The sequence below is a fragment of the Candidatus Paralachnospira sp. LCP21S3_A2 genome (assembly GCF_052118925.1).
Taxonomy (GTDB): domain Bacteria; phylum Bacillota; class Clostridia; order Lachnospirales; family Lachnospiraceae; genus Lientehia.
In genome coordinates, this window is record NZ_JBQKGG010000032.1 from 1 (window position 1) to 6,297 (window position 6,297).

Sequence of the window (6,297 nt, forward strand, 5' to 3'; positions counted from 1 at the left end):
TATTATACCTAATTAGGTTACCATCGTCAATAATTCTATGGTTACTTATATGGATTTCTTGGTTACCCTTGATGGATTTCTTGGTTACCCTTGATGGATTTCTTGGTTACCCTTGATGGATTTCTTGGTTACCTATAAATCCGGGAAGCCTTGATTTTACTTGGTTTTTGGGACCCCGTAATCAAGAGGGTAATCAAGAGGGTAATCAAGAGGGTAATCAAGCAATCAATCAAGGCAAAAAAGCGCTACGCGCCGGTTGATCGATTGATGATAAGCGAGGGTTTAAGGGAGCGCAGCGTCCCTAGTGCCAGAGCCGCCCGGCTATGTGAGGTAATTAACGCTGGTTACGTCCAGGCGCCAATGTGAGAGATGATACACGCTTACCGCCATCATTGCCACGCGATCATATGTTACCGGACGGCCATGCACAAGTGCTGCAGATCTGTTGGCGCCACGCAGTCTGTATGGTGCAGAATTATAGAGATCACTATCAAACTTCAGCCCCATATCAAACCGACCATGACCGTCTCGCCAGCGGCGCATAAGATCGTCACGCAGCGCCTGCCGGTAATCCGGATCAGCAGCCAGACGCGCAGCATAGTAATCATAGGCCTCTTTGGCTAAGGCCGCCCTCATGCTATGCAGATCAATACAGTTGGCCATCTCCTCTGGTGCAAAAACACGACTGTCCGGATCAACAGACCCCATAATCTGTCGGACAGTGTCGAGGTGCTGCGGCAGGATCCGCTGCAGCTGTGTCTTGCCGCCTTTGCCTCGCCGGACGCGCACACACCACTCTCCGGCAGGATCTTGCACCAGATCGGCACCAGTAAGATGTGCCAGCTCTGCCCTGCGGATCCCTACAGCACGCTGCAAGGCCACCAGACGCGCGTATTTGGGAGAGAGTGCCTCTCTCTTGCCCTGGGCGTTATTATCTCCGCTGCGTCCTCTCCGGAGCGCCTCTGCGCCTCTGCGCGGCTTATTGATATTACCCATTGACACCCCAAGCCCCTTACAGATCGGAGCGAGGTGGGTGTGGATCGTAGCCGGAGACTGGCTCTGCAGCTCCAATGCCTGCTCATATGCTTGGATCACGCCGACGCTGCCAATGTCCCGGATATCTTGGATAGAGTGATATCCCTGCTCTCTGGCCCAGACTGCAAACCTCTTAATAGCTCGCTTATAAGCCTTGGCGGTGTTGTTATTGGCCTGTTGTGGGAGTGCTGCCACAAGTAGGTCGTACTGTATGCTGTTATGTCGCATTATGTCCCTCCGTGTCGTATCTGGTCTACTAATGTCTCTTATGGTCTAATTACTGCCACGACTCAGGTTGCTGGTAAGCTGCTCCATCGGCATGTGATATCCGGCTTGCCGTGCCGGCGACACCCAATATGGGTAGACAAGTGGGAGTGGAGTCGCCGGGTCGTGCCCCGCATAGCCGCCGTAACGGCCTCCCATCAGCGCCGATCAGCACTGATATCTTGTCTTAACCGGGTTATCTTGTTGTGGCACGCTATGGCCACAGACCCGGTCAATCTGGTTGCTGGCTAGCCTTAACTGGTTATCCTGTCCAAAACCACAGGATAACCATTAAGGCCCTGTACAGATCACATCCGCCATGCTACCATTGTAGCAACGGACATGATTATGTGGTGGCCAGCATCACTATATACTCCCATCATCAATGTTATAATCATATTATGTCTGATAATGTTGCAGATAATATTCTGGGAGGAGGGATGTACATGAGATTCATAGAGTTGATCCGGAAAACCCGTTTTGAAATGCAATGTCGCGAAGCCGATCGCATATATCAGGAGATGTTCCCGTTCGCCTGGAACATGTATCCGCCAAGCTTTTATATGCGACACACTCCGGCAGAAATAAAAGAGATCAAGCAGCGTGATCGGGCAGAGATCATAGCACTGCTTGATGATCTTGATGATGAGTAAAGAGGCGGCCGCAGCCGCCTCCCCTTTAAACTCCGGCATCTTTCCGGATTGATTTTAACAAATAGGCAAATTTGTTCCGGATCGGCGTCTGCTGATCACGTCTTATAATCTCTTTAGCCATCTGATCCATGTAATGATATCGCATAAGATCGATGGATCCAGGACACGCAGCACTCTGTGGCAGCACGGAATCCGGAACGGTTACAAACACCGAGGAAAGCTCTTCGTATTCCTCTGCGGTAAAATTAAACGGTTCCAGCGGCTTCTGCCACAGCTCTGTTTCTTTGTTGGTTTCTGCCTGCCATTGATCGATGGTTATTTGATTTTCGTCCACTTCTTCAATGCTTGCCATCGGAAGCGTTTCAACGGTAAAACGTATTGCCACCACAGACCGCCCCTTCTTGATCGGCTCATAAGAGTATCTGCATTCGGTCTTCTCATTCATCTCTTTCTGAACCCGTTTCAAGAGCTTTTGGTTGAAAAATTTATACTCTTTGTATAGCTCTTCTTTATCGCATGAAAGGATCTCTTTAAGTTCATTAAGCGGAACTTCCCAGGATTTTCTGAAGCGGTTTGCCTCCAGGTATATAAACATGATATATGTGTATCGGCTGGTAATTGAAGTGATACAACGCAGCTTATACCGGAGATAGCCCAGGTTTTCAATGTTGAAAAAATACTTCATTGCAGACTGGCTTGCTGTTAATTCCACCTGCCAAAGACCGTAATCATCTTGTTCAGCAAAGGCTTTTTCAAAAAGCGATATCCTAGCAAATCGCTTATTTTTCGCAGTATTATCATCAAGTCTGATCGGGGTTCCAAGATGCTTCAGCCGCTCATCGAGTTCCTCTGTCTTTATTCGTTTGACACCCAGAAGCTTCTCCAACTCCCCTTTTTCAAAGATTACTGTCCGTTTTTCGGGCTTGTGGCTATCGATCCTTGAAAGGTATGTATCGAGGATTTTAAACTCTGCAAGTGTAAGATCTGAGCGCCACAGCGCAAAGAGCGGAAGGCTTTTCTGCACTGTGAGCTTGTCCTCATTCCCTAAACTGATGATTGGCTCAATCTTTTTTCTGGCCATAATCCAACACCTCTTTCGCTAACTTTTCATCAAATATACTGTGCAGCTGATTGTTAATATTATTATACCTAATTAGGTTACCATCGTCAATAATTCTATGGTTACTTATATGGATTTCTTGGTTACCCTTGATGGATTTCTTGGTTACCCTTGATGGATTTCTTGGTTACCTATAAATCCGGGAAGCCTTGATTTTACTTGGTTTTTGGGACCCCGTAATCAAGAGGGTAATCAAGAGGGTAATCAAGAGGGTAATCAAGCAATCAATCAAGGCAAAAAAGCGCTACGCGCCGGTTGATCGATTGATGATAAGCGAGGGTTTAAGGGAGCGCAGCGTCCCTAGTGCCAGAGCCGCCCGGCTATGTGAGGTAATTAACGCTGGTTACGTCCAGGCGCCAATGTGAGAGATGATACACGCTTACCGCCATCATTGCCACGCGATCATATGTTACCGGACGGCCATGCACAAGTGCTGCAGATCTGTTGGCGCCACGCAGTCTGTATGGTGCAGAATTATAGAGATCACTATCAAACTTCAGCCCCATATCAAACCGACCATGACCGTCTCGCCAGCGGCGCATAAGATCGTCACGCAGCGCCTGCCGGTAATCCGGATCAGCAGCCAGACGCGCAGCATAGTAATCATAGGCCTCTTTGGCTAAGGCCGCCCTCATGCTATGCAGATCAATACAGTTGGCCATCTCCTCTGGTGCAAAAACACGACTGTCCGGATCAACAGACCCCATAATCTGTCGGACAGTGTCGAGGTGCTGCGGCAGGATCCGCTGCAGCTGTGTCTTGCCGCCTTTGCCTCGCCGGACGCGCACACACCACTCTCCGGCAGGATCTTGCACCAGATCGGCACCAGTAAGATGTGCCAGCTCTGCCCTGCGGATCCCTACAGCACGCTGCAAGGCCACCAGACGCGCGTATTTGGGAGAGAGTGCCTCTCTCTTGCCCTGGGCGTTATTATCTCCGCTGCGTCCTCTCCGGAGCGCCTCTGCGCCTCTGCGCGGCTTATTGATATTACCCATTGACACCCCAAGCCCCTTACAGATCGGAGCGAGGTGGGTGTGGATCGTAGCCGGAGACTGGCTCTGCAGCTCCAATGCCTGCTCATATGCTTGGATCACGCCGACGCTGCCAATGTCCCGGATATCTTGGATAGAGTGATATCCCTGCTCTCTGGCCCAGACTGCAAACCTCTTAATAGCTCGCTTATAAGCCTTGGCGGTGTTGTTATTGGCCTGTTGTGGGAGTGCTGCCACAAGTAGGTCGTACTGTATGCTGTTATGTCGCATTATGTCCCTCCGTGTCGTATCTGGTCTACTAATGTCTCTTATGGTCTAATTACTGCCACGACTCAGGTTGCTGGTAAGCTGCTCCATCGGCATGTGATATCCGGCTTGCCGTGCCGGCGACACCCAATATGGGTAGACAAGTGGGAGTGGAGTCGCCGGGTCGTGCCCCGCATAGCCGCCGTAACGGCCTCCCATCAGCGCCGATCAGCACTGATATCTTGTCTTAACCGGGTTATCTTGTTGTGGCACGCTATGGCCACAGACCCGGTCAATCTGGTTGCTGGCTAGCCTTAACTGGTTATCCTGTCCAAAACCACAGGATAACCATTAAGGCCCTGTACAGATCACATCCGCCATGCTACCATTGTAGCAACGGACATGATTATGTGGTGGCCAGCATCACTATATACTCCCATCATCAATGTTATAATCATATTATGTCTGATAATGTTGCAGATAATATTCTGGGAGGAGGGATGTACATGAGATTCATAGAGTTGATCCGGAAAACCCGTTTTGAAATGCAATGTCGCGAAGCCGATCGCATATATCAGGAGATGTTCCCGTTCGCCTGGAACATGTATCCGCCAAGCTTTTATATGCGACACACTCCGGCAGAAATAAAAGAGATCAAGCAGCGTGATCGGGCAGAGATCATAGCACTGCTTGATGATCTTGATGATGAGTAAAGAGGCGGCCGCAGCCGCCTCCCCTTTAAACTCCGGCATCTTTCCGGATTGATTTTAACAAATAGGCAAATTTGTTCCGGATCGGCGTCTGCTGATCACGTCTTATAATCTCTTTAGCCATCTGATCCATGTAATGATATCGCATAAGATCGATGGATCCAGGACACGCAGCACTCTGTGGCAGCACGGAATCCGGAACGGTTACAAACACCGAGGAAAGCTCTTCGTATTCCTCTGCGGTAAAATTAAACGGTTCCAGCGGCTTCTGCCACAGCTCTGTTTCTTTGTTGGTTTCTGCCTGCCATTGATCGATGGTTATTTGATTTTCGTCCACTTCTTCAATGCTTGCCATCGGAAGCGTTTCAACGGTAAAACGTATTGCCACCACAGACCGCCCCTTCTTGATCGGCTCATAAGAGTATCTGCATTCGGTCTTCTCATTCATCTCTTTCTGAACCCGTTTCAAGAGCTTTTGGTTGAAAAATTTATACTCTTTGTATAGCTCTTCTTTATCGCATGAAAGGATCTCTTTAAGTTCATTAAGCGGAACTTCCCAGGATTTTCTGAAGCGGTTTGCCTCCAGGTATATAAACATGATATATGTGTATCGGCTGGTAATTGAAGTGATACAACGCAGCTTATACCGGAGATAGCCCAGGTTTTCAATGTTGAAAAAATACTTCATTGCAGACTGGCTTGCTGTTAATTCCACCTGCCAAAGACCGTAATCATCTTGTTCAGCAAAGGCTTTTTCAAAAAGCGATATCCTAGCAAATCGCTTATTTTTCGCAGTATTATCATCAAGTCTGATCGGGGTTCCAAGATGCTTCAGCCGCTCATCGAGTTCCTCTGTCTTTATTCGTTTGACACCCAGAAGCTTCTCCAACTCCCCTTTTTCAAAGATTACTGTCCGTTTTTCGGGCTTGTGGCTATCGATCCTTGAAAGGTATGTATCGAGGATTTTAAACTCTGCAAGTGTAAGATCTGAGCGCCACAGCGCAAAGAGCGGAAGGCTTTTCTGCACTGTGAGCTTGTCCTCATTCCCTAAACTGATGATTGGCTCAATCTTTTTTCTGGCCATAATCCAACACCTCTTTCGCTAACTTTTCATCAAATATACTGTGCAGCTGATTGTTAATATTATTATACCTAATTAGGTTACCATCGTCAATAATTCTATGGTTACTTATATGGATTTCTTGGTTACCCTTGATGGATTTCTTGGTTACCCTTGATGGATTTCTTGGTTACCCTTGATGGATTTCTTGGTTACC

Annotated in this window: 6 protein-coding genes; 2 read left to right on the top strand and 4 right to left on the bottom strand. The window is 48.3% G+C overall.

The features are described 5' to 3' along the window. Positions 1-321 precede the first annotated feature (321 nt). Complete coding sequence (locus ACTQ3K_RS12475) at positions 322-1,263, bottom strand: hypothetical protein (RefSeq protein WP_441568223.1); 942 nt, start codon at positions 1,261-1,263, stop codon at positions 322-324. A 482-nt stretch (positions 1,264-1,745) separates the two neighbouring features. Between ACTQ3K_RS12475 and ACTQ3K_RS12480 the strand changes: the two genes are divergently transcribed. Then, positions 1,746-1,952 carry a hypothetical protein gene (locus ACTQ3K_RS12480; protein ID WP_441568224.1) on the top strand — a complete coding sequence of 69 codons (207 nt, stop codon included), beginning with the start codon at positions 1,746-1,748 and terminating at the stop codon, positions 1,950-1,952. A 25-nt stretch (positions 1,953-1,977) separates the two neighbouring features. Here ACTQ3K_RS12480 and ACTQ3K_RS12485 read toward each other — a convergent pair whose 3' ends face one another. Together ACTQ3K_RS12485 and ACTQ3K_RS12490 are read right to left on the bottom strand one after the other, a co-directional pair. After that, a complete protein-coding gene (locus ACTQ3K_RS12485; RefSeq protein WP_441568225.1) occupies positions 1,978-3,033 on the bottom strand; it encodes a replication initiation protein in 1,056 nt (351 codons plus the stop codon). A 359-nt stretch (positions 3,034-3,392) separates the two neighbouring features. Continuing rightward, positions 3,393-4,334, bottom strand: coding sequence for a hypothetical protein (locus ACTQ3K_RS12490; RefSeq protein ID WP_441568223.1), 942 nt, complete (start codon positions 4,332-4,334; stop codon positions 3,393-3,395). 482 nt (positions 4,335-4,816) lie between these two features. On the opposite strand from ACTQ3K_RS12490, the gene ACTQ3K_RS12495 reads away from it, so the two are divergent. Then, positions 4,817-5,023 (top strand): hypothetical protein, encoded by a 207-nt coding sequence (locus ACTQ3K_RS12495; protein WP_441568224.1) that lies wholly within the window; start codon positions 4,817-4,819, stop codon positions 5,021-5,023. Positions 5,024-5,048: 25 nt separating this feature from the next. Here ACTQ3K_RS12495 and ACTQ3K_RS12500 read toward each other — a convergent pair whose 3' ends face one another. Further along, a complete protein-coding gene (locus ACTQ3K_RS12500) occupies positions 5,049-6,104 on the bottom strand; it encodes a replication initiation protein (RefSeq protein ID WP_441568225.1) in 1,056 nt (351 codons plus the stop codon). Positions 6,105-6,297: the final 193 nt, after the last annotated feature.